A 24,835-nucleotide genomic window follows, 5' to 3' on the forward strand; every position below is an offset into this window, starting at 1 on the left:
CCCGTCCGGTCGTCCCCCGTCCGGTCGTTCCCCCGAGGTGCCCCCGTGCCTCGCTTCCGCCGACCGGGCCGGCGGAAGGAGCGGTCCAGGACCGGCACCGATCCGCCGCCCCGTGTCGGCGGTGCGGTGCCGGGCCCCTTTCCGTGAGCCCCACTCTTCCGTTCACGCGGGCCCGCCCCCATCCGCGCGCGTACTCATCTCGGCGGCTAGGTACGTCTACTCAGACCTGGGTGTCCGACTCCAGGCAGCGGCGCGGCCCTCTGGCCACGATCGCCCCCGTGTCCGTACTCCCTCCGGTCCCACGAGCGGCTGGGCCGGCGGTGTCCACGCCCGCGCGGGGAAGCTGCTCCTCGGTGTGTTCGGCACGACCGGGGTGAGCGACGGGATCCCCGAGACCCTTCGGCGCCCCGGGTCCCGGCCGTCGCAGGCGCGCTGTTCCGGAGCGCCGACAGAGGCCTCGACCGCGTGGGTCGTCGGCGTCCGTGGAACCGCCCGTACTTCCCGGTCCCGCCGACCCGGCGGTTCCACGGACGCCGGGCCCAGCGGCGCGGGAAGCGGCGGCCGGCCCACCGGACGGCGGCCCGCCGGGCTGACGGGGTCGCTGTCGGTGGGGGCCGATAAAGTCGCGGGCATGGCACGGATTGCGGTGATCGGCGCCGGGATGGGCGCGCTGGCGGCGGCCGCCCGGCTGGCCGTCGCGGGCCACCGGGTGACGGTGTACGAGCGTACGGAGACGTACGGCGGTGCGGTGCGCCGCTTCGAGCGGGACGGGTTCTCCTTCGACACGGGGCCCGGTCTGCTGACCCTGCCCGCGGTCTGGCGCGATCTGTTCGTCAAGACCGGCAAGGAGCCGCTGGAGGCCTGTGTCGAGCTGGTCCAGGTGGACCCGTCGGCACGGCATGTGTTCGCGGACGGCACCGAGGCCGTACTGCCGAACGCCTCGCGCGCGGGTGTCGTCTCCGCCCTGGACGCCGCGCTGGGTCCGGGCGCCGGCGGGCGCTGGGGAGACTTCCTGGTCCGGGCCCGCGAGGCCTGGGACCGCACCCGCCGCCCGCTCCTGGAGGAACCGCTGTGGCCCAACTGGTCGGTGCTGGCCGACCGCGAGCCCTATCCGTCGGTGCCGCACAAGCGTCTGCTGCGCACCCGCCGGGCGGGCACGCTCTCCGAGGTGGGCGCCTGGGAGCTGCGCGACCCCCGGCTCGCCGCCCTGCTGGAGAGCCACGCGCTGGCGTACGGCCTCGATCCGCGGGTCACTCCGGCGAGCGCGGCCGTCCTGCCGTACATGGAGCACGCCTTCGGCATGTGGTCCGTGCGCGGTGGGGTGCGCGAGCTGGCCGCGCGGTGTACGAGAGATGCCTGGCCCGCCGGGTCTCGTTCGTGTTCGGCGCCGAGGTCACCCGGATCGTGGAGAAGGACGGCCGGGCGGCCGGCGTGGAGCTGGACGGTGGCACCTCCCGGGCTCTCGGCCCGGGGGGAGGCAGGATGGCGGAGGCGGACTTCGTGGTCGCGCCGGGCGCGGGCGGGTTCGTGGGTGTTCCGCCGCGCGGTCAGGGCGAGGTCGTGCCGCAGCGGGGCCTGCCGAGCCGGCTGACCGTGCTGCTCGCACTGCGCGGCGGACGGCCGGAGGGCACCGCGCACCGGACGATCGTGCACACGCGGGACCGGGAGGGCGAGTTGGATGCCCTGTTCGGTACGGCGCCCGCGCCGGCCGCCGGTCCGACGGTCACGGTGCTGCGGCCCGAGGACCCCGGCCTGGTGCCGGACTCCGCCCATGAGGCGGTCACCCTGAGTGTCGTGGTCCCGGCCGGGGCCGAACCGGGTGCCGACCTGGTGGAGGCGGCGCTCACCGTCGCCGAGCGTGCCCTTCCGGGTCTGCGGGACCGGGTCCTGTGGCGCGAGGTGCGCACCCCGGCGGACATCGCCGAGGAGACCGGGGTGGAGGGCGGTTCCGTCCCGGCGCCGGCGCTGGCCGCGGCCGGGGGCCGACTGCTGCACCCGGGTAACTCCACCGCCCTGCCGGGCCTGTTCACGGTGGGCGGCTGGGCGCACCCCGGCGGTGGGCTGCCCCATGCGGGGATGTCGGGCGCGCTGGTGTCCGGACTGGTGGTGGAGGGGCCGGAGTTCCGGGGCTCGCAGTGAGCCCCGCCCACCGCCCGCGCCGCCTCTCGGGGCGGCAGCGGCGGTCGTGAGCGTCCGTCAGAAGCGGTACTGCTCGTCGTAGCCGTTCCCCTGCTGCTGTTGCCCGTCGCCCTGGTAGGGGTACGGCTGCTCGGGCGGGAGTTCGCCGCCGAGCGGGTCGTCGGTGTTGCGCTGCTGCGGGACCCAGACACCGCCGGCCGGGGTTCCGTCGTAGCCACCGGTGCCGTACTGCTCCTGGTGGTAGCCCTGCTGGGCGTACTGCTGCTGGTCGTACCCGGCGTCGTAGGCGCGCCGCCGTAGGTCTGGGTGCCGATGTAGGGGTCGGAGTAGGCCGCGTACTGCTGCTCGCCCGAGCCGTCGTAGCCGTACTGCTGCTGGCCGTAGCCGTCGTAGCCGTAGCCCTGGTCGGCGCCCTGGGCGGCGGTCGCGTACTGGTCCTGCGGCTGGGTGGCGGACGCGTAGGCGGTGTCGCTGTACACGCCGTAGGAGCCGGTGTCGTCGGGCAGCGGCTGCGGCTCGTAGACGGAGGCGGTCCCGGCCGCCGTGGGCTCGGCGGGGCGGGCGGGCGTGAAGACGTCGTCGCGGTCGTGGTCCTCGTCGCCGTAGGCGCTCTTGTCCTGGCCGTACGCGACTGCGTCACCGCCGAAGGGTGTGCCCGCGTCCTGCCCGTACCCGTCGGGGCCGCCGTCGGCCGCCTCCAGAGCGGTGACCTCGAGTGAGGGGTCCTGGTGCCCGCCCTTGCCGCGGCGGCGCCCGGTCGTGCCGTCGGCGGTGGGGCGGCTGACGGCCCAGCCCTCGGCGAAGCCGCGGCGGAACGACAGCGTGACGTACGTCTGGCCGACGGCGAAGGCGGCCGCGCCCACGCCGATGACGATGACGGACGGGATCAGCACACCGATCACGACACCGAGGAAGCCGCCGAAGGCGAGCAGCCGCCAGCGCAGCCGTGCCTTGTACTGCAGCAGCACCTCACCGAGCAGCCACAGCGCGACGACGCCGAACGCGATGTAGAGGACCGTCCAGCCCATGTACGCCCCTCTCCCAGTGGCCGCTACGCAGTGTGTCGTAAGTCGGTGCGACCGGTCTAGGCCTGCTGTGGGTGGTGCAGACCCAGGTTCTCGTAGATTTCCAGCGTCGCCGTGGAGTTGTTGAGCGTGATGAAGTGCAGTCCGGGCACTCCCTCGGCGAGCAGCCGAGCGCAGAACTCCGTGGCGAAGTCGATGCCAATGGAGCGTACAGCGGCCGGATCGTCTTTGGCTGTGAGGATCCGCTCTTTCAGCGCCGCCGGGAAGTGGGCGTTGCTGAGCTTGGGCAGCCTCTCCAGCATCTTCACGCTCGTCACCGGCAGGACCTCGGGGATCACCGGGGTCGCGCAGCCGGCGGCCGACACCCGGTCGCGCAGGCGCAGGTAGGACTCCGGGTCGAAGAACATCTGCGTGATCGCGTAGTCGGCGCCGGCCCGGCACTTGTCGACGAAGCGCGCGACGTCCGTGTCCCAGTCGCTGGAACGCGGGTGCATCTCGGGGAAGGCGGCGACGCCCACGCAGAAGTCGCCCGACTCCTTGATCAACTGGACGAGTTCGGCGGCGTAGGTGAGGCCCTGCGGATGCGGCACCCACTCGCCCATGGGGTCGCCGGGCGGGTCTCCGCGCACGGCGAGCATGTTGCGGATCCCGGCGTCGGCGTACTGGCCGATGATGTTGCGCAGTTCGGCGATGGAGTGGTCCACGGCCGTGAGGTGCGCGACCGGGGTGAGGGTGGTGTCGACGACGATCTGCTGCGTCTCCTTGACCGTGGTCGCCCGGGTCGTGCCGCCGGCGCCGTAGGTGACGGAGACGAAGTCGGGGGCCACCGCCTCGACCCGCCGGAGCGCGTTCCACAGACTCCGCTCGCCCTGGGAGGTCTTCGGCGCGTAGAACTCGAACGAGTACGTCGTCTTGCCGGTGGCCAGGATGTCACGCACGGTACGCGCGCGGTCGGTCCTGGTGGATGCGGTTCCGAGGGCCATACCCGCAGGTTAGCCAGGAGAGGGGCCGCTCCCCACCAGATCTCGGAAATTTGCCCGAATTGTGCACTTGTTGTCCATCCCTTGGACAGACGGGCGAAGGGACGGAGCGGTGGAAGGGGGAAGAGCGGACGGGCGGCCGGGCGGACCCGGCGGCGGCCGGTTCAGATCCCGCGCAGCCGCTTGGCGAACTCCGCCGCCGCGGCGCCCGGATCGTCGGCCTCCGTGATCGCCCGGACGACCACGACCCGGCGGGCGCCCGCCTCCAGCACCTCGTCGAGGTTGCCGAGGTCGATGCCGCCGATCGCGAACCAGGGGCGCTCGGTGCCCAGCGCCGCCGTGTGACGGACCAGGCCGAGGCCGGGGGCGTGGCGGCCGGGCTTGGTGGGAGTGGGCCAGCACGGGCCGGTGCAGAAGTAGTCGACGCCCTCCTGGACGGCCGCGGTCTCCGCCTCCGCCTCGCTGTGCGTGGAACGGCCGATCAGGACCCCGTCGCCGAGGACGGCGCGGGCCGCGGGGACCGGCAGGTCACCCTGGCCGAGATGGAGGACGTCGGCGCCCGCGGCATGGGCGACGTCCGCCCGGTCGTTGACCGCGAGCAGCCTGCCGTGGCGGGCGCAGGCGTCGGCGAACACCGCCAGGTGCTCCAGTTCCTCGGCCGCCTCCATGCCCTTGTCCCGCAGTTGGACGATGTCGACGCCGCTCGCGAGGACCGCGTCCAGGAAGTCCGGGAGGTCGCCCTGGCGCCTTCGGGCGTCCGTGCAGAGGTAGACGCGGGCGTCGGCGAGCTGGGAGCGGGCGGTGTCGGGCATGCGTTCGTCCCCCCGGGGGCGGTCGGTGGCGCCTCGGGCCTCTCCCGGGGCGGCGGTGTGCGGCCGCGGCGCGCGGCCACGGCCGCACACCTGGCGGCTCTGTGAAGCTACGAGGCCCCGGCGGAGCCCCACGAGGCCCCAAAGGGGCGTGTGGGGCTCCGTGGGGTGCTGTGGGGCTCTACGGAGCGGAACCCGGGGTCAGACGGCGAGCGCCTGGGCGCGGCGCTTCACCTCCGTGCCGCGATTCTCCGCCAGGGCCTGCGCCGGCGTCCCGGGCAGGGACGGGTCGGGGGTGAACAGCCATTCCAGCATCTCTTCGTCCGAAAAGCCGTCGTCCCGCAGCAGGGTCAGGGTCCCGGACAGGCCCTTGACCACCTTGTCCTCGTCGATGAAGGCGGCGGGGACGTGCAGCGCCCTGTTCTCACCACGGCGTACGGCGATGAGCTGGCCGTCCTTGACCAGCTGCCGCGCACGCACCACGTCGACATCGAGCATCTCTGCGATGTCGGGCAGGGTGAGCCAGGCGGGGACGAGAGCATCGATCTTTGCGTCAATCTCGGTCACCCCTCAAGACTGCCATCCCGGACCGACAGTCGGTAGCCGAGCCTCCTCCTGGCGGCGGGAGACGCGGCGAACCCGCAGGCCTACGCCGTCGCCGCCTTGAGCGGCGTCGCCGGGTCCGCGATCAGCTCGGGGTTCATCGGCGTGCCCGACTCGATCAGCCGGCGGCCCTGCGCGAGGTCGCGGGGGCGGCCCACGGCCAGCAGCGCGACCATGCGGTCCTCGCGCAGCCAGCAGACCGTCCAGGCCGGTCCCGCGGGGTCGCCGCGCCACAGGGTGGTGTCGGCGCCGGTGTGGTGGCCGGCGTACTGGACGAAGCGGCCGAACTGCTCCGACCAGAAGTACGGCACCGGGTCGTAGACCGCGGGGGCCTCGCCGGTGGCCGAGCCGAGGATGTTCGCGGCGACCGTGCGCGGGCCCTGGAGGGCGTTGTCCCAGTGGTGGACGAGGAGCCGCTCGCCGTACCGCCCGGAGGGGAAGGAGGCGCAGTCGCCGACCGCGTACACGTCGGGCACGGAGGTGCGCAGGCTCGCGTCGGCCAGGACCTCGCCGTGCGGGCCCAGTTCCACGCCCGAGCCGCTCAGCCAGGCCGTCGCGGGGCGGGCGCCGATGCCGACCACGACGGCGTCGGCGGGCAGCCGGGACCCGTCGTCGAGGAGGACGGCGCCGGGCTCGACGCGCTCCACGCGCGCGTGGGTGCGCAGTTCGGTGCCGCTTTCGGCGTACCAGGCGGTCATCGGGGCGGCGACCTCGGCGGGCAGGGCGCCGGCCAGCGGCCGGTCCGCGGCCTCCACGACGGTGACCGCGCAGCCGGCCTCGCGCGCGGCGGTGGCGAACTCGGCGCCGATCCAGCCGGCGCCGACGACCACGATGTCGTGCCGGCGGGCGAGCACCGGCCGCAGCCGCTCGGCGTCGTCCAGGGTGCGCAGCAGATGGACGCCAGGGACACCCTCGGCGTCGGGCAGCCGGATCGGTTCGGCGCCGGTGGCGAGCACGAGGACGTCGTACGGGACGGGCCCGGACCCGGTGTCCAGCTCATGGTCGGCGGGGCGCACGCCGAGGGCCTCGGTGCCGAGCCGGAGTTCGACGCCGAGGCTCTCGAAGTCGACGTCGAAGGCGGAGTGCTCGGCCGTGCCGAGCAGGACGGCCTTGGACAGCGGGGGCCGGTCGTAGGGCTGGTGGGGTTCGGCGCCGATGAGGGTCACCCTGCCGTCGAAGCCTTGTTCCCGCAGGGCTACCGCGGTCTGCACCCCGGCCATCCCCGCGCCGACGACGACCACCCGTCGCTCCGCCGACCCGTCCGCTTCCCGCGTCTCTTCGCTCACCCGATCACCTTAGACAACTGACGGAACGTCAGTCATCCCCCCTCCGTCACCCTGACTCCATGACCCTGCTCCCTGACCCCGGTACGTCACCCTGCTCCATGACCCTGCTCCCTGACCCCGGTACGTCACCCTGCTCCGTGACCTGTTCCACCACGCTGGTCCCGCTGCCCGGCCGTGACTCCCACTCCCAGTTCTCGTCCAGGCGCAGCCGCCCGTCGGGCAGTTCGACGACCGCCGACACACAGTGCCCGGACGACGTCGTCCCGTCGTGGCCCAGCTGGACGTACCGGAAGTCCAGCCGGTCCCCCTCCCTGGTGCCCACCAGGTGCCCGCGCACGACCTCACCGCCCGCGTAGTCGGCCCAGATCACGCCGTCGCGTTCGCGGTACGTGAAGCGGGTTCGGGTACCGACCTGACCGGGGGCCTGGTCGGCCACCGGGGCCAGGACCAGGCGTCGAGCGAACGGGCCACGACAGGAGGCTCCCTTACTGTGACGGACGACGGGGGGCTAGGGTGGCCAACGTAGAGCACTCGCGGGAGCCCGGACGCACCGGGCTGAGAGGGAGGCTGGCGGCCTCCGACCGTACGAACCTGATCCGGGTCATGCCGGCGAAGGGAGGGGCTGGACTCCCATGTCCTCGCACACGTCAGACGTCCTCGTCGTCGGGGGCGGCATCATCGGGCTCGTCACCGCGTGGCGGGCCGCGCAGCGCGGGTTCGCCACGGCGCTGGTGGACCCCGAGCCGGGCGGCGGGGCCGCGCAGGTGGCGGCCGGAATGCTGGCCGCCGTCACGGAACTGCACTACGGCGAGCAGACACTGCTCGGCCTGAACCTGGAATCGGCCCGCCGCTACCCCGACTTCGTGGCCGAACTCACCGAACTGACCGGCCAGGACCTCGGCTACCGCCGCTCCGGCACGCTCGCCGTCGCGCTGGACGCCGACGACCGCGCCCATCTGCGGGAACTCCACGCCCTGCAGCGGCAGTCGGGGCTCACGTCGGAGTGGCTGACCGGGCGGGAGTGCCGGCGGCTGGAACCGATGCTGGCGCCCGGGGTGCGCGGCGGGCTGCGGGTGGACGGCGACCACCAGATCGATCCCCGGCGGCTCGCGGCGGCGCTGGTGGCCGCGTGCGAGCGGGCGGGCGTGTCCTTCCACCGCGACTGGGCGGAGCGGCTGATCCTGTCGGCCGGGCGCGCCACGGGAGCCCTCACGCGCGCGGGGACGACGCTCGCGGCGGAGCAGGTGGTACTCGCGGCGGCAGCCTCAGCGGACGGCTCGCGGGCGTCCCGGCGGAGGTGCTGCCGCCGGTACGGCCGGTGAAGGGGCAGGTGCTGCGGCTGACCGTGCCGCGGCGGTACGCGCCGTTCCTGACCCGGACCGTACGGGCCGTGGTGCGCGGCAGCCATGTCTACCTGGTGCCGCGCGAGAACGGCGAGCTGGTCGTCGGGGCCACGAGCGAGGAACTGGGCTGGGACACGACGGTGACGGCCGGGGGAGTCTACGAGCTGCTGCGCGACGCCCACGAACTGGTCCCCGGGATCACCGAACTGCCGCTCACCGAGACGCGCGCGGGGCTGCGACCCGGTTCGCCGGACAACGCGCCCCTGCTCGGGCCCACCGCGACGGACGGGCTGCTGCTGGCGACCGGCCACTACCGCAACGGCGTGCTGCTGACACCGGTCACCGGGGACGCGATGGCGCACGCGCTGGCCACCGGTGAACTGCCCGACGAGGCACGCCCCTTCACGCCCAGGCGCTTCCACGCCGCCGCACTCTCGGAGCAGCCCGCATGAACATCTCCGTCAACGGCGAGCGGCGCGAGGTCGCTCCCGGCACGGCCCTCGACAGCGTCGTACGGTCCCTGACGCCGGCGCCCTCCGGAGTGGCCGCCGCCCTCAACGAAACCGTCGTCCCGCGCGCGCGGTGGTCCGCCACCGCCCTCTCCGAGGGAGACCGCGTGGAAGTCCTCACCGCCGTCCAGGGAGGCTGAGCCATGGCCGACGACCCCTTCGTCCTCGGCGGTACGACGTACTCGTCCCGCCTGATCATGGGTACCGGCGGCGCGCCCAGCCTGGAGACGCTGGAGCGGGCACTGGTCGCGTCCGGGACGGAGCTGACCACCGTGGCGATGCGGCGGGTCGACCCCTCGGTGCACGGGTCCGTGCTGTCGGTGCTCGAACGGCTGGGCATCCGGGTGCTGCCCAACACGGCGGGGTGCTTCACCGCCGGGGAGGCGGTGCTGACGGCACGGCTGGCCCGGGAGGCGCTGGGGACCGATCTGGTGAAGCTGGAGGTCATCGCCGACGAGCGGACGCTGCTGCCGGATCCCATCGAGCTGCTGGACGCGGCGGAGACGCTGGTCGACGACGGGTTCACGGTGCTGCCCTACACGAACGACGATCCGGTGCTGGCGAGGAAGCTGGAGGACGTCGGGTGCGCGGCGGTGATGCCGCTCGGCTCCCCCATCGGGTCCGGGCTGGGCATCCGCAACCCCCACAACTTCCAGCTGATCGTCGAGCAGGCGCGCGTGCCGGTGGTTCTCGACGCGGGGGCCGGCACGGCGTCGGACGTCGCGCTGGCGATGGAGCTGGGGTGTGCGGGGGTGATGCTGGCGTCGGCGGTGACGCGGGCGCAGGAGCCGGTGCTGATGGCCCGGGCGATGCGGGGGGCGGTGGAGGCGGGACGGTTGGCCCGGCTCGCGGGCCGGATCCCCCGCCGCCACTTCGCGGAGGCGTCGTCCCCCACACAGGGCCGCGCCGCCCTGGACCCGGAACGCCCGGCGTTCTGACGCCACCTCGAGCGGCGGCCGTCGCCCGCCGGGGCCGAGCACCCCGGCGGCCACCCGGCGAACGGTCGATACGGCGCTTCCCCGGCCAACTTTCGGTCGCTCCCCCGGCCAACGGTCGATACGGCGCTCTACCGGCGAACGGTCGATACTCCGTTTCCCAGGCGCCCCCTGCCGCCTCACCCGCCGCCGCACTCCCGCACCGCTTCCCGCCCACGCACCGCCCGGAACCGTAGACCCAGCGGCCACCGCCGGTGGCTGTAGCCGGGGCCGGCGGCTGCCGCGCGCGGGCCGGTGGCCGCCGACGGCGCTTCGCCACCCGCGCGGGGGTCAGCTCAAGGTCGACTGTCACGGGTGGCGCGTGCGGGGGAGAGGTCGGTGGGCGGCGGGCGCGCTCGGCCGCTCGGTCGCGTGCCTCGTCGTCTGTCTCGTCGTGTGCCTCGTCACAGGTGCGCTTCAGTCCCGCTGCGATACCGGTGTGAGCGGTGAGGGGTGTCGGTGCGGGCTCGTAGACTCGCCCCCGTGGACACGACCCTTCAGGACCCTCTGGTCGGGCAGGTGCTCGACGGGCGTTATCGCGTGGACGCGCGGATCGCGGTCGGCGGGATGGCCACGGTCTACCGGGCCGTGGACACCCGCCTCGACCGCGTCCTCGCACTCAAGGTGATGCACCCGGCCCTCGCCGCCGACGCCTCCTTCGTCGAGCGTTTCATCCGCGAGGCCAAGTCCGTCGCCCGGCTGGCGCACCCGAACGTCGTTCAGGTGTTCGATCAGGGTGCCGACGGGTCGTACGTCTACCTGGCCATGGAGTACGTCGCGGGCTGCACCCTGCGGGACGTGCTGCGTGAGCGCGGCGCGCTCCAGCCGCGGGCCGCGCTGGACATCCTGGAGCCGGTCCTCGCCGCCCTCGGCGCCGCGCACCGCGCCGGTTTCGTCCACCGGGACATGAAGCCGGAGAACGTACTGATAGGCGACGACGGCCGCGTCAAGGTCGCCGACTTCGGCCTCGTCCGGTCCGTGGACACCGTCACCAGCACCACCGGAGCCGTCCTCGGCACCGTCGCCTATCTCGCGCCCGAGCAGATGGAGCAGGGCACCTCCGACGCGCGCGTGGACGTGTACGCGTGCGGGGTCGTGCTCTACGAGATGCTGACCGGCGACAAGCCGCACGACGGCGACACCCCGGCCGTGGTGCTGTACAAGCACCTCCACGAGGACGTGCCCCCGCCCTCCTCCGCCGTGCCCGGCATGGCGTTCGAGCTGGACGAACTGGTCGCCTCCGCCACCGCCCGCACCCCGGAGGTCCGCCCGGCGGACGCCGTGGCCCTGCTCGCGCAGGTCCGCGAGGCGCGCGGCGCGCTCGACGAGGCACAGCTGGACGCGCTGCCCCCGCAGGCCCTGTCCGCGGACCGTGACATCGCGGACGACCGCACCAGCGTGATCCCGCGCTCGCTCACGGTCCCGCGCCTCATGCCCGTCAACGAGGACGAGGACGACGACGGCAGATCCGGGGACCCGATGCACCGGACCTCCCGGTTCGCGGCGGAGCCTCCGCTGCCGCCCCGGCCCCGCTCCGTGCGCCCCGGCCGCAAAGTGGTCGCGATCGTCACCGCCGTCCTGCTGGTGCTCGGCGTCGGCGCGGGCGTCTGGTACATCAACTCGGGCCAGTTCACCAAGGTCCCGGCGGTCCTCACCCAGACCGAGGCGCAGGCCAGGGAGCGGCTGGACGCCGCCGGGCTGGACGTGGGCAAGGTGGAGCACGCCTACAGCGACACGGTGAAGCGCGGCACCGTGATCAGCACGGACCCGGAGCCGGGCGCCCGTATCCGTGACAACGACTCGGTGACCCTGACCGTCTCCGACGGACCGGAGACCGTGAAGGTGCCCGAGGTGAAGGGCTCGCGGCTGGACAAGGCCAAGGAGCTGCTGAAGACGGACGGTCTGGAGCCGGGCCTGGTCACCGAGGCGTTCAGCGAGGACGTCCTCAAGGGCTTCGTGATCAGCAGCAGCCCGGAGCCCGGCACGGAGCGGCGTGCGGGCTCGGCGGTGTCCCTCGTCGTCAGCAAGGGCGCCCCGATCGACGTCCCGGACGTCACCGGTCAGGACCTGGACGACGCGCGGGCCGAGCTGGAGGAGGCCGGCCTGGTGGTGGAGGTCTCCACTTCGGAGATCAACTCCCAGTTCGACAAGGGCCAGGTCGCCGCCCAGTCGCCGGGCGCGGACAAGCAGGCCGCCGACGGTGACAAGGTGACGCTGACCCTGTCCAAGGGGCCGGAGATGGTCGAGGTCCCGGATGTGGTCGGCGCGAGCGTCGACGACGCCACGACCGCGCTGGAAGAGGCCGGCTTCGAGGTCGAGGAGGACCGCGGACTGCTGGGCCTGTTCGGCGACACCGTCAAGAGCCAGTCCGTGGACGGTGGCGAGACCGCTCCCAAGGGATCGACGGTCACGATCACCATCCGGTGAAGGTGACGCCCGTCATCCGGTGACCGGACGGTGCCGGGAGCATGACACCCTGAACGGGTGAGTTCTCAGCACCCCTTCCCCTCCCGCAACCCCGTCGGCGGCCACGTTCCCGTGGCCGGCGGTCTGCACTCCGTGGGACTGTCCTACGCCCACGACCTCAAGGCCGAGACGGTCCAGGTCTTCGTCGCCAACCCGCGCGGCTGGGCCACGCCCGCGGGTAACCCGGCCCAGGACGCGGCGTTCCGTGAGGCCTGCGCGGCGGAGTCGATCCCGGCGTACGTGCACGCCCCCTATCTGATCAACTTCGGTTCGCACACCGAGGCCACGGCGGAGAGGTCCGTGGAGTCGCTGCGGCACTCACTGGGCCGGGGACGGGAGATCGGCGCGCTGGGCGTGGTCGTGCACACCGGGAGCGCGACGGGCGGGCGGGAGCGGTCCGTGGCGCTGAAGCAGGTCCGGGAGTATCTGCTGCCGCTGCTGGACGAGCTGACCCATGACGACGACCCGTTCCTGCTGCTGGAGTCCACGGCCGGGCAGGGCGCCTCGCTCTGCTCGCGGACCTGGGACTTCGGGCCGTACTTCGAGGCGCTGGACGCCCATCCGAGGCTCGGTGTCTGTCTGGACACCTGCCACATCTTCGCGGCCGGGCACGATCTGACCGGCCCGGCGGGCATGCACCAGACCCTCGATCTGCTGGTGGACACGGTCGGCGAGGGCCGGCTGAAGCTGATCCACGCCAATGACTCCAAGGACGTGGTGGGCGCGCACAAGGACCGGCACGAGAACATCGGCGCGGGTCACATCGGCGAGGATCCGTTCCGCGCGCTGATGACGCATCCGGCGACCGCGGGGGTACCGCTGATCATCGAAACGCCCGGCGGGAAGGAGGGACACGCGGCGGACGTGGAGCGGCTGAAGAAGCTGCGGGACGGCTGATCCACCGGACGAGCCGGCACCGGGCCGGGCGGCGAACACCGGGAGCCGGCGTGTCCGGGCTCAGAGTTCGGGGCCGTCCCCGGGCTCCTCCTGGTAGGAGTAGCGCTGCTCTTTCCACGGGTCGCCGATGTTGTGGTAGCCGCGCTCCTCCCAGAAGCCGCGTCGGTCGGCGGTCATGTACTCGACGCCGCGGACCCACTTGGGGCCCTTCCAGGCGTAGAGATGGGGCACGACCAGGCGTACCGGGAAGCCGTGCTCGGCGGTGAGCAGTTCGCCGTCCTTGTGGGTGGCGAAGAGGGTGTGCTCGGCGGCGAAGTCCGACAGCCGCAGGTTGGAGCTGAAGCCGTACTCCGCCCATACCATCACATGGGTGACATCGGACGCGGGCGGCACGGCGTCCAGGATGGTCCGGGCCGGGATACCGCCCCACTCGGCGCCGAGCATGCTGAACTTCGTCACGCAGTGCAGGTCGGCCAGCACGGTGGTGTACGGAAGGGCCGTGAACTCCTCGTGGCTCCAGCACCGCTTGTCACCGTCGGCGGTGGCCCCGAAGACCCTGAACTCCCAGCGTTCCGGCCGGAACTTGGGCACCGGGCCGTAGTGTGTGACAGGCCAGCCCCGCTGCAGTCGCTGCCCCGGCGGAAGCTCGGACGCTGCTGCTTCTCCTGGTTCTCGCTCCACCGGATGACCCATGTCTCCATCCTGACAGACCCCGGCCGTGCGAATGACCAGGCATGTCAGAAATCGGGCAAGTGGCACTAAGCATGGGCTTACTTACTAAGTACGCACTTACTGGACGATCTTCGGCACCGGTGAAATCATGCGGCGACACTCCCCCGAATCCCCGTGTGGAAGGAGCCGCTGCGATGCAGGGCGACCCCGAGGTCCTTGAGTTCCTCAACGAGCAGCTGACCGGTGAGCTGACCGCGATCAACCAGTACTTCCTGCACGCGAAGATGCAGGAGAACTTCGGCTGGACGAAGCTCGCGAAGTACACGCGGCACGAGTCGTTCGACGAGATGAAGCACGCGGAGGTCCTGACCGACCGCATCCTGTTCCTGGACGGTCTGCCGAACTACCAGCGACTGTTCCACGTGCGCGTGGGCCAGACGGTCAAGGAGATGTTCGAGGCCGACCGGCAGGTCGAGGTCGAGGCGATCGACCGCCTCAAGCGCGGGATCAAGGTGATGCGCGAGAAGGGCGACATCACGTCCGCGAACATCTTCGAGTCGATCCTCGAGGACGAAGAGCACCACATCGACTACCTGGACACCCAGCTGGACCTGGTGGAGAAGCTCGGCGAGGCGCTGTACCTCGCGCAGCTGATCGAGCAGCCGGAGGGCTGAGACCCGGCAGGCTCAGGCCGCTTCGTCGAGTGCGGCGAGGACCGGCTGCCCCTGGTCGGCGAGGTCGCGGCGGGGGCAGGCCCCCCGGCCGAGAATGGCCTGGATGCGGCGGACGCACGAACCGCAGTCCGTGCCGGCCTTGCAGGCGGAGGCTATCTGGCGAGGCGTGCAGGCGCCGTCGTCCGCGTGCCGCTGGACCTGCGCTTCAGTCACTCCGAAGCAGCTGCAGACGTACACGCGGTTCACCCCCCTGCCGAGATCGATAAGGCTAACCTAACCTTACCCGGCGCTCAGAGACCGCAAAAGTGGAGTGGGGCGCGGATCGTATGTGATCCGCGCCCCATTTCCCGTCCGGTAACAGGCGCACCCGTCCCCGGTCTGCTACACCGGTCCGCTACTGGTCCCGGTACATCTCCGCGACGAGGAACGCCAGGTCGAGCGACTGGCTGCGGTTGAGCCGCGGGTCGCAGGCGGTCTCGTAGCGCTGGTGGAGGTCGTCGACGAAGATCTCGTCGCCGCCGCCCACGCACTCGGTGACGTCGTCGCCGGTCAGCTCGACGTGGATGCCGCCCGGGTGGGTGCCGAGGCCCTTGTGGACCTCGAAGAAGCCCTTGACCTCGTCGAGCACGTCGTCGAAGCGGCGGGTCTTGTGGCCGGAGGCCGCCTCGAAGGTGTTGCCGTGCATCGGGTCGGTGATCCAGGCGACGGTCGCGCCCGATGCGGTGACCTTCTCGACCAGCTCCGGCAGCTTGTCGCGGACCTTGTCGGCGCCCATGCGGACGATGAAGGTCAGCCGGCCGGGCTCCCGGTCGGGGTCGAGGCGCTCGATGTACTGGAGCGCGTCCTCGGCCGTGGTCGTCGGGCCGAGCTTGATGCCGATCGGGTTGCGGATCTTCGAGGCGAACTCGATGTGCGCGTGGTCCAGCTGCCGGGTGCGCTCGCCGATCCACACCATGTGCGCGGAGACGTCGTACAGGCGCCCGGTGCGGGAGTCGACGCGGGTGAGGGCGGACTCGTAGTCGAGGAGGAGCGCCTCGTGGGAGGCGTAGAACTCGACGGTCTTGAACTCCTCCGGGTCGGCCCCGCAGGCGTGCATGAAGTTGAGCGCCTGGTCGATCTCGCGGGCCAGCTGCTCGTAGCGCTGGCCGGACGGGGACGACTTCACGAAGTCCTGGTTCCAGGCGTGGACCTGGCGCAGGTCGGCGTAACCGCCGGTGGTGAAGGCGCGCACCAGGTTCAGCGTGGAGGCGGACGCGTGGTACATCCGCTTCAGGCGCTCGGGGTCCGGGATGCGGGCGGCCTCGTCGAACTCGAAACCGTTGACCGAGTCACCGCGGTACGTCGGCAGGGTCACGCCGTCGCGGGTCTCGGTGTTCTTGGAGCGCGGCTTGGAGTACTGGCCCGCGATCCGGCCCACCTTCACGACGGGCACGGAGCCCGCGTAGGTGAGGACGGCGCCCATCTGGAGGAGTGTCTTGAGCTTGTTGCGGATCTGGTCGGCCGACACCGCGTCGAAGGCCTCGGCGCAGTCGCCGCCCTGGAGGAGGAACGCCTCTCCCTTGGCGACGGCCGCCAACCGGGCGCGCAGCTGATCGCACTCGCCCGCGAAGACGAGCGGCGGATACGACTCGAGGTCCGCGATCACTGCGCGCAGAGCCTCGGTGTCGGGGTACTCGGGCTGCTGCGCCGCGGGCAGGTCTCGCCAGGTGTTGCCAGCGCTCGCGCTGGTCTTAGCGTTCACGGTCACGCATCCAACATTACGGGGTCGTGTCGAGTGATTTTCGTGCGGCTCGACAGGTGAGACGCCCCCGCGCTCAGGTGGGCGTGGGGTAGGGTGCCTCGCATGTTCGCGCCTTCGATCCAGAACTGGTGGTGGACCGCTCATCCGGCGGCCCACTGACTGCGCGTACGCAAGACTTCGCGAAGGCCGCCCGAGGGGCGGCCTTCCGTGTTTCCGGGCCCGGCCGTCCCTGTCGACTCTCTCCACCGAGAAGGACACGGACCCATGCATCTGCTCGACCTCCTGGCCGACCCCCGCCCGTTCGCCCTGCTGCGCCGCCGCACGCCGGGCAGCGCCACCGAGGACGGCGCCACCGTGGAACTGCTCCTCGGCCCGGTCTCCGTCCGCGAGCGGCTCACCGACCTGCCCGACGAGGGCCTCGCGCTCGTGCCGTTCCGTCAGATCCGGGAGCGCGGTTTCGACGTCCGCGACGACGGCACGCCGCTGTCCGTCCTGATCCCCGAGGAGCGGTACGAGATCCCGCTCGCCGAGGCGCTGGAGCAGCTCCCCGCGCACGGGGTGCGAGTCGAGGGCGGCGGCTTCGACGTCGGTGACGAGGAGTACGCGGAGATCGTCGGGCGGGTGCTGCGGGAGGAGATCGGGCGGGGAGAGGGGGCGAACTTCGTCATCCGGCGGACGTACGAGGGCGCGATCGAGGGGTTCGGCAGGGCCGACGCCCTCGCGCTGTTCCGGCGGCTGCTGGAGGGTGAGCGGGGCGCGTACTGGACGTTCGTCGTGCACACCGGGGAGCGCACGCTGGTGGGCGCCAGTCCCGAGGTGCATGTGCGGATGTCGGGCGGCACGGTCGTGATGAACCCGATCAGCGGGACGTACCGCTATCCCGCCGAGGGGCCGACGCCGGAGCATCTGCTGGACTTCCTCGCCGACGGCAAGGAGATCGAGGAGCTGTCGATGGTCGTCGACGAGGAACTGAAGATGATGTGCACCGTCGGCGACATGGGCGGGGTGGTGGTCGGGCCGCGGCTGAAGGAGATGGCCCATCTCGCGCACACCGAGTACGAGCTGCGCGGGAAGTCCTCGATGGACGTGCGCGACGTGCTCAAGGAGACGATGTTCGCGGCGACCGTCACGGGTTCGCCGGTGCAGAACGCCTGCCGGGTCATCGAGCGGCACGAGGTCGGCGGGCGCGGCTACTACGGGGCCGCGCTGGCGCTGATCGGGCGCGATTCCGGCGGGGCCCAGACCCTGGACTCCCCCATCCTCATCCGCACCGCCGACATCGACGCGGCCGGCCGGCTGCGGGTGCCGGTCGGTGCCACGCTGGTGCGCGGTTCGGATCCGGCGGGCGAGGTCGCGGAGACGCACGCGAAGGCGGCGGGCGTGCTGGCGGCCCTGGGGGTGGGGCCGGGCAGGCCGCGGTCGGAGGAGGCGCGGGCCCGGCTGGCCGACGATCCCCGGGTGCGGGCGGCGCTGGACGGGCGCCGGGCGTCGCTGGCGCCGTTCTGGCTGCGGATGCAGGAGCGGTCCCGGGAACTGACCGGGCACGCCCTGGTGGTCGACGGCGAGGACACCTTCACGGCGATGCTCGCGCACGTCCTGCGCTCGTCCGGGCTGGACGTCACCGTCCGGCGCTACGACGAGCCGGGGCTGCGGGCGGCCGTGCTCGCCCACGAGGGTCCGGTGGTGCTGGGCCCCGGTCCGGGCGACCCGTCCGATCTCGCCGATCCCAAGATGCGCTTCCTGAGGGAGCTGACCGCGCGGGTGGTCCGCGAGCACCGGCACGGGGTGCTGGGCGTGTGCCTCGGGCACGAGCTGATCGCGGCGGAGCTGGGGCTGGACATCGTACGGAAGGAGGTGCCGTACCAGGGGGCGCAGACGCGGGTGGAGCTGTTCGGGCGGGAGGAGACCGTCGGGTTCTACAACAGCTTCGTGGCGCGGTGCGACGACGACGCCCGGCGGGAGCTGGCGGCGCACGGGGTGGAGGTGAGCCGGGCGGAGAACGGGGAGGTGCACGCGCTGCGCGGGCCCGGGTTCGCCGGTGTGCAGTTCCATCCGGAGTCGGTGCTCACGCTGGACGGGGCGGCGATCGTCCGGGAGTTGACGGGTCAGCTGCGGGGCACCAGCACGTTCTCGGAACGGCGCCCGGCGCTGTAGTCCAGGACGTTGCGCACCGTGGCCTCGACGATCTGGCCGACGGCGTCCTCGGTGTAGTACGCCTGGTGCGAGGTGACCAGGACGTTGGGGAAGGTGACCAGGCGGGCCAGGGTGTCGTCCGAGATGGCCTCCAGGGACTTGTCGAGGAAGAACAGGCCCGCCTCCGCCTCGTAGACGTCCAGTCCGACGCCCGTGAAGCGGCCCTCGCGCAGTTCGGCGACGAGGGCCGCGCTGTCGATGAGGCCGCCGCGGCTGGAGTTGACCAGGATCGCGTCGTCCTTCATGGCCTTGAGGGCTGCCGCGTCGATGAGGTGGCGGGTCTCCGGCATCAGCGGCAGGTGCAGGGAGACGAGGTCGGATTCGGCGAGGAGCTGGTCCTTGGGGACGTACGCCATGCCGAGTTCCCTGCAGACGGGGTTCTCCGCGATGTCCCAGCCGAGCAGCTTCGTGCCGAAGCCGTGCGCGATGCGGGTGAAGGCCTCACCGATCTTGCCGGTGCCGAGGACGCCGACGGTACGGCCGTGCAGGTCGCGGCCCATCAGTCCGTCGAGGCGGAAGTCGAAGTCGCGGGTGCGGATGGAGGCCCGGACCACCCGGCGGTTGACGGCCATGGCGAGGGTCCAGGCGAACTCGGCGACCGAGTACGGCGAGTAGTACGAGACCCGGGTGACGGTCATGCCGAGGCGTTCGGCGACGTCCAGGTCGATGTTGTTGAAGCCGGTGGAGCGCTGGGCGATCATCCGGGTGCCGCCGGCCGCGAGGGCTCCGAGAACGGGCGCGCCGAGGTCGGCGTTGACGCTGGTGGAGATCACCTCGTGGCCGGCCGCGATGGGAGCGGTGTCCTCGTTGAGGAAGACGTCCAGGCAGCGGACCTGGTGGGGCGCGGGGAAGGCCCGCTCGATCAGGGGCTTCTCATCGGCCTGGACGCCGAAGGCGAGGATCTCCATGACAGCTCCCGATTCGTACGACCATGGGCGGAACCGACTCCGCCGAATATAGGCCCGTGCCCCGGCCGTTCAGCCGAAGAACACCCCGGCCTCCTCGTACAGCCCGGGGTCCACCGTCTTGAGCCGGGCCGTCGCCTCGGCGATGGGCACGCGGACGATGTCCGTGCCGCGCAGGGCGACCATCGTGCCGAAGTCGCGTTCGTGGACGGCGTCGACGGCGTGCAGGCCGAACCGGGTGGCGAGCCAGCGGTCGAAGGCGCTGGGAGTGCCGCCGCGCTGCACATGGCCGAGGACGGTGGTGCGGGCCTCCTCGCCGGTCCGCTTCTCGATCTCCTTGGCCAGCCACTCGCCGACGCCGGAGAGCCGGACGTGCCCGAAGGGGTCGAGGGTGCCGTCCTTGAGGACCAGGTCGCCGTCCTTGGGCATGGCCCCCTCGGCGGTCACCACGATCGGCGCGTACGACGCCCGGAAGCGGGAGGTCACCCAGGCGCACACCTGGTCGACGTCGAAGCGCTGCTCGGGGATGAGGATGACGTTGGCGCCGCCGGCCAGGCCCGAGTGGAGGGCTATCCAGCCGGCGTGACGGCCCATCACCTCGACCACGAGGACGCGCATATGGGACTCGGCGGTGGTGTGCAGGCGGTCGATGGCCTCCGTGGCGATGCCGACGGCGGTGTCGAAGCCGAAGGTGTAGTCGGTGGCGGACAGGTCGTTGTCGATCGTCTTCGGCACGCCGACACAGGGCACGCCGTGCTCGTCGGACAGGCGGGCGGCCACCCCGAGGGTGTCCTCGCCGCCGATCACGATCAGCGCCTCGACCTCCTGCCGGGCCAGGGTGTCCTTGATCCGGCGGATGCCGTTCTCCGCCTTCAGCGGGTTGGTCCGGGAGGAACCGAGGACGGTGCCTCCGCGGGGCAGGATGCCGCGCACGGCCGGGATGTCCAGGGGGACCGACCGCCCTTCGAGGGGGCCGCGCCAGCCGTCGCGGTAGCCGACGAACTCATGGCCGTACTCCTGTACGCCCTTGCGGACGACGGCCCGGATGACGGCGTTGAGGCCGGGGCAGTCGCCGCCCCCGGTCAGTACTCCGACGCGCATGGAAGTGTCCCTTCGCCGCGGTTGCCTGACGAGGGTCACGGTAATGGTGATCCAGGTCACACAGATACGCCCCGGCGGGTGCAATTCCCGTGGATCGGTGGGGTGTTACTCGTCGTCGAGGCCACGCTCTATCGCGTACCTCACCAACTCCACCCTGTTGTGCAGCTGAAGCTTGCCGAGGGTGTTCTGCACGTGGTTCTGGACCGTGCGGTGCGAGATGACGAGACGCTCGGCGATCTGCTTGTAGCTCAGCCCCTTGGCGACCAGGCGCAGCACCTCGGTCTCGCGGTCCGTCAGCCGGGGCGCCTTCGGCTCGCCGGCGTCGGTGGCCGGGCCGGGGTCGGAGGCCAGCCGCCGGTACTCGCCGAGCACCAGCCCGGCCAGCCCCGGCGTGAACACCGGGTCGCCGACGGCCGTACGGCGCACCGCGTCCAGCAGTTCCTCCGTGGACGCCGACTTCAGCAGGTAGCCGGTCGCACCGGACTTCACCGCTTCCAGTACGTCGGCGTGCTCGCCGCTCGCGGACAGCACCAGGACACGCAGTGCCGGGTCGGCGGCGACGACCTCCTTGCAGACCTGGACGCCCGGCTTGGCCGGCAGGTTGAGATCGAGGACGATCACGTCGGGCGAGGTGGCCCTGGCGCGGCGCACGGCCTGCTCGCCGTCGCCAGCGGTGGCGACCACGTCGAAGCCGGCCTCGGCGAGGTCACGGGCGACGGCGTCGCGCCACATGGGATGGTCGTCGACCACCATCACCCTGATCGGGCCCTGTCCGCTGTTCGTCATGTCCCTGCCTTCCCCCGCTCGACCCGCTGTTTCGGTACCGTCAGTTCGACCTCGGTGCCCTGCCCCGGCGTGGACACCAGCTCGGCCCCGCCGCCGAGATCACGCAGCCGGCCCCGGATCGACTGGGCGACGCCGAGCCGCCCCTCGCCCTCGGCCTGCGCCAGCCGGCCCGCCGCGATGCCCGGACCGTCGTCCCGGACCGTCACGATCACCGCGTCGGGCTCGTCCTCCACCAGGATCCACGCCCGCGCCTGTTCCCCCGCGTGCTCACGTACGTTGTCCAGCGCGGCCCCGACGGCCGCGGCCAGCTCCCGGGCGGCGGCCGGGGCGAGCAGCACCGGGGCGCCGGGCTCGGCGAGGTTGACCCGGGCGGCGGCGAAGGGGGCGAGCAGCGCGCGCAGATCGACCGGGCCGTCCGCGACCTGAGTGTCGTCGTTCTCGTCCACCGCGACGACGACGGCTCCCTCGGCGGCGTCCCGCGACACCCGGGAGACCGGGACGAGGCCGCGGGAGACCAGGGTGCGCAGCGCCACCTCCTGCTCGCCGGCCATCCGGCCCAGCTCGGCCGCCTCCCCGCCGATGACCGCGCCCCGCCGCTGCACCATCGCCAGCACCTGGAGCACGCTGTCGTGGATGTCCCGGGCCAGCCGCTCCCGCTCACGGGTCGCGGCCTCGATCTCCAGGGCGCGGGCGAGGGTGCGCTCGGAGGCGCGGGCGACCTCGACGACGTAACCGATGGCGATGGAGGCGACCCAGACGAGGATCACGTTGTGGACGGTGTCGCGGGCCGGGTGACCGCGCTCGATCAGGTTGGCGGCGGCGACCGGCGTCGAGGCGAACGCGGCCCAGCGCCAGCCGCCCTTGATGGCGAACGCCAGGACCGATCCGGCCGTCCATATCGTCGGCAGCGTGGGACCGCTGTCCTGGATGTGCTGTTCGCTGACGACCAGCGGGGTCAGGAGGATGCCGGTGAGCGCGATGACGAGGTCGGCGGTGAGGAAGCGCTTGGTGCACGCCGTCGCGTTCTGCACGCGGGGCAGGGTGGCGACCGTCCAGACGCACAGGACGGCGAAGTAGGCGACGGCGATGCCGGGCCGGTCGTAGGAGTCGTGGGAGGAGACGAACAGGCCGACCGCGTACAGCATGGTCAGCACCCGGTAGGCGGTCAGCGCACGCCACAGCGGCAGCTCGACCGACATCCTCATGACTCTCTCGCGCTTCGGCACTTCCCCCGCCCCCTGAGCCCCGGACCGCCGCCCCTAGGACTCGGTCCGCTCGGACTTCTCCTTCTTCGCCTGGTCCCTCTCGGCCTGCGCGAGGGCCGCCCTCGCGGCCTTCTCCGCTTCCTTGTCGGCCTTCGCCGCCTCCGCGATCTGCCGCTTGGCGGCCGTCGCGTAGATGTCGACGTACTCCTGGCCGGAGAGCTTCATGATCTCGTACATGACCTCGTCGGTCACCGCGCGGAGGACGAAACGGTCGTGTTCCATGCCGTGGTAGCGGCTGAAGTCCAGCGGCCTGCCGATGCGGATGCCGGGGCGCATGATCTTCGGCATCACCTGGCCGGGCGGCTGGATCTTCTCCGTGTCGATCATCGCGACCGGGATCACCGGAGCGCCGGTGGCGAGCGCCACGCGCGCGAGGCCGCCCGGTTTGCCGCGGTAGAGCCGGCCGTCCGGCGAGCGGGTGCCCTCCGGGTAGATCCCGAACAGCTCACCGCGCTCCAGCACGTCCATGCCGCTCCTGATCGCCGCCTCACCCGCGCCGCGGGCACCGGAACGATCCACCGGTAGCTGACCGACGCCCTTGAAGAAGGCCGCCGTCAGCCGGCCCTTCACACCGGGCGTGGTGAAGTACTCGGCCTTCGCGATGAACGTGACCTTGCGGTCGAGGACCGCGGGAAGGAAGAACGAGTCCGAGAAGGAGAGGTGGTTGCTCGCCAGGATCGCGGGGCCCTCGGCGGGAACGTTCTCCAGGCCCTCCACCCAGGGCCTGAAGATCATCTTCAGTGGCCCCCCGACGGAAACCTTCATCGCGCCGTACAACAACCGAGTGCCTCCTGATGAGTGTCGTTCAGACCTTAACCCGGAGTCGTGGCCAAAGGCTCCGACGACCCTGGTCGGTGTCAGTGCGGTCGCGTACGGTGAACCTCACGCCCCTCCCACCGAGCAATCCCCCCGAAAAAGCCTTCCATCGAGAAATGACGAAGACAGGAGACCGAAGGTGCCGGTCCTTCCTGGAGCCGAGCCGTACCGCCACGACGGCGGGGAGGTCGGGATCCTCCTCTGTCACGGCTTCACCGGTTCCCCGCAGTCGCTGCGCCCCTGGGCGCGGTACCTGGCCGGGCACGGCCTGACCGTCTCGCTACCCCTTCTGCCGGGACACGGCACGCGCTGGGAGGACATGGCGCTCACCGGCTGGCCCGACTGGTACGCGGAGGTGGACCGTGAGCTGCGCGTCCTGCGGGAGCGGTGCGCGCGGGTCTTCGTGGCCGGGCTCTCGATGGGTGGCGCCCTGGCCCTGCGGCTCGCCGCACGGCACGGCGACGCGGTCGAGGGCGTCGTGGTCGTCAACCCGGCGAACAAGGTGCACGGCCTGTCCGCCCCCACGCTCGCGGTGTCGCGTCATCTCGTACGCACGGCGAAGGGGGTCGTCGGTGACATCGCCAGGGAAGGTGTCCGGGAGACGGGGTACGACCGGGTGCCGCTGCACTCGGCACACTCCCTGCGGACCTTCCTGCGCCTCGTGGACGGGGAGCTGCCGCAGGTCACCCAGCCGCTGCTGCTCCTGCGCAGTGTGCGGGATCATGTGGTGCCGGCCGCCGACGCGGCCAGGATCCTGAGCCGGGTGTCGTCGACGGACGTGACCGAGATCCTGCTGGAACAGAGCTACCACGTGGCGACGTTGGACCACGACGCGGACCGGATCTTCGAGGAGACCCTCGCGTTCATCGGCCGGCTCGCACCCAGTGTCGGCAAGGAAGGGACGACCGCAGGTGGCTGAGCACGACTCCGACCGCGAGGACCGTGAGGACCGCGAGGACGGCCGCGACCACGAGCCGGAGCAGGGCGTGCCCTTCGACGAGGAGGCCGCGTGGGCGGCGATCGTCGAGGGGTACGGCGACGAGCCGGTGGATCCGCCGGGCGCCAAGCCGTTCAAATCGGTCGAGGACCTGGCGCTCCTCGAAGTGGAGACCAACGACGACGGCCCGGCGTCCGGCGCACCCTCGGGTGCGGGCGCCGCGGACGAGCCCGGCGAGGAGAAGAAGCCGGCCAAACCGCTGGGCAGCTCGGTCTCCTTCGCCCCCGGTGTCGGTCCGCGCGACTACTCGCCGGCCGAGCCCGCCGAGCCCGCCGAGGCCGCCGAGACCGACCTCGACGCGGAGGACGAGGGCCACTTCGTGCCGCCCGAGCCCCCGCCGCTGCCGGACGCCGACACCACGGCCAGGTTCGCCTGGCTGGGGGTGATCGGCGGCCCGATCCTGCTGCTGCTGGCGATCCTGCTCGGCTGGGACATGACCTGGTGGCTGACGACGATCTGCGTCGGCGGCTTCCTCGGCGGCTTCGCCACGCTGGTGATGCGCATGGAACCGGACGACGAGGACGACCAGGATCCGGGGCGGGGCGCGGTGGTCTGAGGCGGTCGGACTGAGGCGGTCGGAACCGGCCACGGACCGCGTCGTGCGCACGGCACCGTCACGGACCGCGTCGTGCGCACGGCACGGGCCGCGAACCA

21 protein-coding genes, 4 pseudogenes and 1 riboswitch are annotated in these 24,835 nt (G+C 72.1%); of the genes and pseudogenes, 11 read left to right on the forward strand and 14 right to left on the reverse strand.

Annotated features, from left to right (window positions below; translation table 11 throughout):
• The first annotated feature begins 631 nt into the window (after window positions 1–631).
• A pseudogene (locus tag BM536_RS22855) lies at window positions 632–2,139 on the forward strand (phytoene desaturase family protein).
• A gap of 57 nt (window positions 2,140–2,196) precedes the next feature.
• Here BM536_RS22855 and BM536_RS22860 read toward each other — a convergent pair.
• The 6 genes and pseudogenes from BM536_RS22860 to BM536_RS22885 form a co-directional block, all read right to left on the reverse strand.
• Window positions 2,197–3,167, reverse strand: a pseudogene (locus tag BM536_RS22860) (SCO2102 family sporulation regulator).
• 56 nt (window positions 3,168–3,223) lie between these two features.
• Window positions 3,224–4,147 carry a methylenetetrahydrofolate reductase [NAD(P)H] gene (metF, locus tag BM536_RS22865; protein WP_073491857.1) on the reverse strand — a complete coding sequence of 308 codons (924 nt, stop codon included), beginning with the start codon at window positions 4,145–4,147 and terminating at the stop codon, window positions 3,224–3,226.
• A gap of 161 nt (window positions 4,148–4,308) precedes the next feature.
• Window positions 4,309–4,956 (reverse strand): thiamine phosphate synthase, encoded by a 648-nt coding sequence (thiE, locus tag BM536_RS22870; protein WP_094103401.1) that lies wholly within the window; start codon window positions 4,954–4,956, stop codon window positions 4,309–4,311.
• A gap of 198 nt (window positions 4,957–5,154) precedes the next feature.
• Window positions 5,155–5,520, reverse strand: a complete 366-nt coding sequence (locus BM536_RS22875) for an Rv2175c family DNA-binding protein (protein WP_073491858.1) — start codon at window positions 5,518–5,520, stop codon at window positions 5,155–5,157.
• 80 nt (window positions 5,521–5,600) lie between these two features.
• Window positions 5,601–6,842 carry an NAD(P)/FAD-dependent oxidoreductase gene (locus BM536_RS22880; protein ID WP_094103402.1) on the reverse strand — a complete coding sequence of 414 codons (1,242 nt, stop codon included), beginning with the start codon at window positions 6,840–6,842 and terminating at the stop codon, window positions 5,601–5,603.
• Between the two features lie 124 nt (window positions 6,843–6,966).
• Window positions 6,967–7,313 (reverse strand): annotated as a pseudogene (locus tag BM536_RS22885) (avidin-fold protein); the annotation flags it as partial.
• Window positions 7,314–7,365: 52 nt separating this feature from the next.
• A riboswitch (TPP riboswitch) is annotated at window positions 7,366–7,477 on the forward strand.
• Between BM536_RS22885 and thiO the strand changes: the two are divergent.
• The 5 genes and pseudogenes from thiO to BM536_RS22910 all read left to right on the forward strand — a co-directional run bounded on the left by thiO (window position 7,475) and on the right by BM536_RS22910 (window position 13,031).
• A pseudogene (gene thiO / locus BM536_RS22890) lies at window positions 7,475–8,637 on the forward strand (glycine oxidase ThiO). (Overlaps the previous riboswitch by 3 nt.)
• On the forward strand, window positions 8,634–8,834 hold the full coding sequence (gene thiS, locus BM536_RS22895) for a sulfur carrier protein ThiS (RefSeq protein WP_073491859.1): 201 nt from the start codon (window positions 8,634–8,636) through the stop codon (window positions 8,832–8,834). Before thiO ends, thiS begins: the two are co-directional and overlap by 4 nt.
• A gap of 3 nt (window positions 8,835–8,837) precedes the next feature.
• Window positions 8,838–9,632, forward strand: a complete 795-nt coding sequence (locus BM536_RS22900) for a thiazole synthase (RefSeq protein WP_094103403.1) — start codon at window positions 8,838–8,840, stop codon at window positions 9,630–9,632.
• Between the two features lie 519 nt (window positions 9,633–10,151).
• Window positions 10,152–12,095 carry a Stk1 family PASTA domain-containing Ser/Thr kinase gene (gene pknB, locus BM536_RS22905; RefSeq protein WP_073491860.1) on the forward strand — a complete coding sequence of 648 codons (1,944 nt, stop codon included), beginning with the start codon at window positions 10,152–10,154 and terminating at the stop codon, window positions 12,093–12,095.
• Between the two features lie 57 nt (window positions 12,096–12,152).
• The gene (locus BM536_RS22910; protein ID WP_094103405.1) at window positions 12,153–13,031 is read left to right on the forward strand and encodes a deoxyribonuclease IV; all 879 of its coding nucleotides are present in this window, start codon (window positions 12,153–12,155) and stop codon (window positions 13,029–13,031) included.
• Between the two features lie 60 nt (window positions 13,032–13,091).
• On the opposite strand, the gene BM536_RS22915 is transcribed toward BM536_RS22910, so the two are convergent.
• The gene (locus BM536_RS22915) at window positions 13,092–13,724 is read right to left on the reverse strand and encodes a sulfite oxidase-like oxidoreductase (RefSeq protein WP_073491861.1); all 633 of its coding nucleotides are present in this window, start codon (window positions 13,722–13,724) and stop codon (window positions 13,092–13,094) included.
• 173 nt (window positions 13,725–13,897) lie between these two features.
• Here BM536_RS22915 and bfr point away from each other — a divergent pair, with 173 nt between their 5' ends.
• Window positions 13,898–14,377, forward strand: a complete 480-nt coding sequence (gene bfr / locus BM536_RS22920; RefSeq protein ID WP_073491862.1) for a bacterioferritin — start codon at window positions 13,898–13,900, stop codon at window positions 14,375–14,377.
• A 12-nt stretch (window positions 14,378–14,389) separates the two neighbouring features.
• Here bfr and BM536_RS22925 read toward each other — a convergent pair whose 3' ends face one another.
• Both BM536_RS22925 and BM536_RS22930 read right to left on the reverse strand, forming a co-directional pair.
• Window positions 14,390–14,623 (reverse strand): (2Fe-2S)-binding protein, encoded by a 234-nt coding sequence (locus BM536_RS22925; RefSeq protein WP_073491863.1) that lies wholly within the window; start codon window positions 14,621–14,623, stop codon window positions 14,390–14,392.
• A 148-nt stretch (window positions 14,624–14,771) separates the two neighbouring features.
• Entirely contained in the window at window positions 14,772–16,124 is a 1,353-nt protein-coding gene (locus BM536_RS22930; RefSeq protein ID WP_073491864.1) for a class II 3-deoxy-7-phosphoheptulonate synthase, read from the reverse strand.
• A 96-nt stretch (window positions 16,125–16,220) separates the two neighbouring features.
• On the opposite strand from BM536_RS22930, the gene BM536_RS44925 reads away from it, so the two are divergent.
• Window positions 16,221–16,277 carry a trp operon leader peptide gene (locus BM536_RS44925; RefSeq protein ID WP_073491895.1) on the forward strand — a complete coding sequence of 19 codons (57 nt, stop codon included), beginning with the start codon at window positions 16,221–16,223 and terminating at the stop codon, window positions 16,275–16,277.
• A gap of 105 nt (window positions 16,278–16,382) precedes the next feature.
• Complete coding sequence (locus BM536_RS22940; protein ID WP_073491865.1) at window positions 16,383–18,272, forward strand: anthranilate synthase family protein; 1,890 nt, start codon at window positions 16,383–16,385, stop codon at window positions 18,270–18,272.
• On the opposite strand, the gene BM536_RS22945 is transcribed toward BM536_RS22940, so the two are convergent.
• The 5 genes from BM536_RS22945 to BM536_RS22965 form a co-directional block, all read right to left on the reverse strand.
• A complete protein-coding gene (locus BM536_RS22945; protein WP_073491866.1) occupies window positions 18,224–19,219 on the reverse strand; it encodes a 2-hydroxyacid dehydrogenase in 996 nt (331 codons plus the stop codon). The two genes, BM536_RS22940 and BM536_RS22945, sit on opposite strands and share 49 nt — an antisense overlap.
• A 69-nt stretch (window positions 19,220–19,288) precedes the next feature.
• A complete protein-coding gene (locus BM536_RS22950) occupies window positions 19,289–20,317 on the reverse strand; it encodes a 6-phosphofructokinase (RefSeq protein WP_073491867.1) in 1,029 nt (342 codons plus the stop codon).
• A 105-nt stretch (window positions 20,318–20,422) separates the two neighbouring features.
• Entirely contained in the window at window positions 20,423–21,103 is a 681-nt protein-coding gene (locus BM536_RS22955) for a response regulator (protein WP_073491868.1), read from the reverse strand.
• Window positions 21,100–22,329 carry a MacS family sensor histidine kinase gene (macS, locus tag BM536_RS22960; RefSeq protein WP_073491869.1) on the reverse strand — a complete coding sequence of 410 codons (1,230 nt, stop codon included), beginning with the start codon at window positions 22,327–22,329 and terminating at the stop codon, window positions 21,100–21,102. Before macS ends, BM536_RS22955 begins: the two co-directional genes overlap by 4 nt.
• Before the next feature lie 33 nt (window positions 22,330–22,362).
• Window positions 22,363–23,133 (reverse strand): lysophospholipid acyltransferase family protein, encoded by a 771-nt coding sequence (locus tag BM536_RS22965; protein WP_073491896.1) that lies wholly within the window; start codon window positions 23,131–23,133, stop codon window positions 22,363–22,365.
• Between the two features lie 190 nt (window positions 23,134–23,323).
• On the opposite strand from BM536_RS22965, the gene BM536_RS22970 reads away from it, so the two are divergent.
• Window positions 23,324–24,103: an alpha/beta hydrolase gene (locus BM536_RS22970; protein WP_073491870.1), complete on the forward strand. Its 780-nt coding sequence runs from the start codon at window positions 23,324–23,326 to the stop codon at window positions 24,101–24,103.
• Complete coding sequence (locus tag BM536_RS22975) at window positions 24,096–24,737, forward strand: hypothetical protein (protein WP_073491871.1); 642 nt, start codon at window positions 24,096–24,098, stop codon at window positions 24,735–24,737. The genes BM536_RS22970 and BM536_RS22975 overlap by 8 nt, the downstream gene beginning before the upstream one ends.
• The last annotated feature ends 98 nt before the right edge of the window (window positions 24,738–24,835 follow it).

The sequence above is a fragment of the Streptomyces phaeoluteigriseus genome, from assembly GCF_001896135.2.
Classification (GTDB): domain Bacteria; phylum Actinomycetota; class Actinomycetes; order Streptomycetales; family Streptomycetaceae; genus Streptomyces; species Streptomyces phaeoluteigriseus.